Consider the following 1,797-nt stretch of genomic DNA (forward strand, 5'->3'; position numbering starts at 1 on the left):
GTCCCGCGGCGCCCGGCAGCCGCCGTTCAGCGCGCCGCGCTCGAGATCGGCGGGCAGTCGCGCATGCACCGCGCGGCCCGGGTGTCGGGCCGATCGTCGACCAGGAAGCCGTCGCGGTTGGGCATGCGCACCGCAGCCAGCGTCTGTGCGCTCATCACCGCATCGGCCGGCACCAGCCCGTTGAGGTGCAGCAGGTAGCCGCTGACCGCGTAGGTCTCGTCGTTCGTCAGCGACTGCGGCGCGTTCATCGGCATCGCACGCCGCACGTAGTCGAACAGGATCGGCGCATACGGATACATGCTGCCCGGCGTGAGCACGCGGCGATCGGTCTTGAAGGAACCGATGCCGCCGACCATGGGCCCGAACACCGGCCCACCGGCCGCGGCGGCGCCATGGCAGGCGGCACACTTGGCGTCGAACACCGCCTTGCCCGCCGCGACCGAACCCGACCCCGGCGGCAGCCCCGCGCCGTCGGTGCCGCGCACGTCGATGTTCCAGGCCTGCAGTTCCTGCTCCGAGATCGCATGGCCGTGCGGCGAAGGCGCCGCCGCGTTCGGCGCGGCAGCCGGGACCGCGCAACCTGCCAGACAGCACGCGACGACGAGGCCGCACCACGACAATTCAGGCGATCGCATTCTTCACCTCCCCGGCGGCATCGATGGACCACGGGAAGATGCCGTTGTGGTGCTGCACGAAGCCGGTGATCGCGCGGACCTTCTTGATCTCTTCCACGGTGGGTTGCACATAACCCGTCGAGTCGACGGCACGACTGGCGATCGACGTCGGTCGACCGTCCCATTTCCAGCGCAGCCTGAAGCGGGTCAGGCACTTGTCGAGCACCGGCGGCTCCAGCGTGGCCTCCTGCCAGGTGCGCCCGCCATCGAGCGTCACGTCGACGGCGCGGATGCTGCCCTGCCCGGACCACGCGAAGCCCAGGATCTCGATCTCTCCGGGACGCACCGTCATGCCGCCCGACGGCGAGGTCACCACCGACTTGGCTCCATCGCGAAGCTGAACTGTCGCCACTTCCCGTCCGGCATCGGGTCGGTGTAGCGCGCCGTCTCGCTGCGCAGGTTCCAGGGTTGGTCACCCAGCTTGATGCGGCGCAGCCACTTGATGCTGACATTGCCCTCCCACCCCGGGATGAACAGGCGCAGCGGGTAGCCGTTCTCGGGTCGCAGCATCTCGCCGTTGGCGGCGTAGACGATGAGTGCGTCCTCCAGCATCTTCTGCATCGGGATGCTGCGCGCGTGCGCCGCGCCGTCGGCGCCCTCGGCCAGCGCCCAGGTCGCTCCGGGCATCACGCCGGCCTCCTGCAGCAGCGTCGACACCGGATGCCCGTCCACTGCGCACACGACAGCATGCCGTGCGTCTGCTGCACGGTCTTCGACGCGGCCTTGAGCCAATCGGTCAGGCCGTTGCCGGAGCACTCCATGAAATAGAACTTCGACACCGACGGGTACTTCATCAGGTCGGACATCGTGAACACCAGCGGCTGCTTCACCATGCCGTGGATCGCGAAGCGGTGCTCATCGGGGTTGATCTCCGGAACGCCGTTGTGGTGACGCTCGTAGATCAGCCCATTGGGCGTGACGGTGCCGTGCTGCTGGTGCAGCGGCGTCATGCTCCAGTCCGAGAAGTTCTGCTTGTTGACGAAGACATCGGTCCGGCGACGCTTCACGTGCGCCTCGAACTTCGACGGCATGCCGTACTCGCTCTCCGGCAGGGCCCGCCCCATCGCCAGGTTCGCGGCCGGCACCGTCAGCGGCGCGGCCGCGCTGCGGCCGGCGGCGAGCG

4 protein-coding genes are annotated in these 1,797 nt (G+C 68.9%); all 4 read right to left on the reverse strand.

The window, feature by feature from the left end:
• Positions 1–26: 26 nt before the first annotated feature.
• Positions 27–635, reverse strand: coding sequence for a c-type cytochrome (locus tag x551_RS21685; RefSeq protein WP_036230289.1), 609 nt, complete (start codon positions 633–635; stop codon positions 27–29).
• On the reverse strand, positions 622–990 hold the full coding sequence (locus x551_RS27800) for a hypothetical protein (RefSeq protein WP_231497539.1): 369 nt from the start codon (positions 988–990) through the stop codon (positions 622–624). The genes x551_RS21685 and x551_RS27800 overlap by 14 nt, the downstream gene beginning before the upstream one ends.
• Complete coding sequence (locus tag x551_RS27805) at positions 984–1,331, reverse strand: molybdopterin-dependent oxidoreductase (RefSeq protein ID WP_253950451.1); 348 nt, start codon at positions 1,329–1,331, stop codon at positions 984–986. The genes x551_RS27800 and x551_RS27805 overlap by 7 nt, the downstream gene beginning before the upstream one ends.
• Positions 1,301–1,797: molybdopterin-dependent oxidoreductase (locus x551_RS27810; RefSeq protein ID WP_253950452.1), on the reverse strand; the 497-nt coding region annotated here is incomplete at its 5' end. The genes x551_RS27810 and x551_RS27805, both read right to left, overlap by 31 nt.

The sequence above is a fragment of the Methylibium sp. T29 genome, from assembly GCF_000576205.1.
Lineage (GTDB): Bacteria > Pseudomonadota > Gammaproteobacteria > Burkholderiales > Burkholderiaceae_C > Methylibium > Methylibium petroleiphilum.